Consider the following 882-nt stretch of genomic DNA (forward strand, 5'->3'; position numbering starts at 1 on the left):
GTAGCCCGCGGTCCGCGTATGCCGGACCGGGGTGCTCGTAGGCGGAGACACTGGCTAGTCAGAGCCGGCAACGGCCAGCTTCTTAGTACAGCCTTTCGGGGTGTGGAACGGATTGTTTGGTGCGGCTGGATTTTTGGCGACAAAGAAAAGCACCCTGTTGGGTATCTGAAAGAACAACCACCCCGGCCTTTGGCCGGTGGACCGGGCTGTGGCTCGGGGTTGGTCTTCAATGCCAGGCATGACCTGGCCCTGCATACCGTTCAACGTTGTTGAGGCTGGTGCTTGGGGCTGTTCGGGTTGTGGGTTGGTCGTTGGTTGAGAATTGCACAGTGGACGCGAGCATCTTGTTTTTTGTGGTTAAGTTGTCAAGGGCGAACGGTGGATGCCTTGGCACCAGGAGCCGATGAAGGACGTAGGAGGCCACGATAGGCCTGGGGGAGCTGCCAACCTAGCTGTGATCCCAGGGTGTCCGAATGGGGAAACCCGGCACGAGTCATGTCGTGTCATCCATGCCTGAATTCATAGGGTGTGTGAGGGGAACGCGGGGAAGTGAAACATCTCAGTACCCGTAGGAAGAGAAAACAACCGTGATTCCGTGAGTAGTGGCGAGCGAAAGCGGATGTAGCCTAAACCGGGTGTGTGTGATAGCTGTCAGGCGTTGCATTCCCGGGGTTGTGGGACCCACTTATCACCTCTGACAGGGTGGTGAAGAGTTACAAAGTTATGGGTTAGTTGAACGGTGTGGGAAAGCCGGCCGTAGAGGGTGAGAGCCCCGTAAACGAAAATTCATGACCTCTTTGTGGTGTTCCCGAGTAGCAGCGGACTCCTAGAATCTGCTGTGAATCTGCCAGGACCACCTGGTAAGGCTGAATACTTCCTGGT

At 56.2% G+C, this 882-nt stretch carries 1 rRNA gene; it reads left to right on the forward strand.

Going from position 1 to position 882, the window contains the following annotated elements:
* Positions 1-355: 355 nt before the first annotated feature.
* Positions 356-882 (forward strand): 23S ribosomal RNA (locus tag ACFQV6_RS44260); the annotation flags it as partial.

The sequence above is a fragment of the Actinoplanes sp. GCM10030250 genome (genome assembly GCF_042666575.1).
Lineage (GTDB): Bacteria > Actinomycetota > Actinomycetes > Mycobacteriales > Micromonosporaceae > Actinoplanes.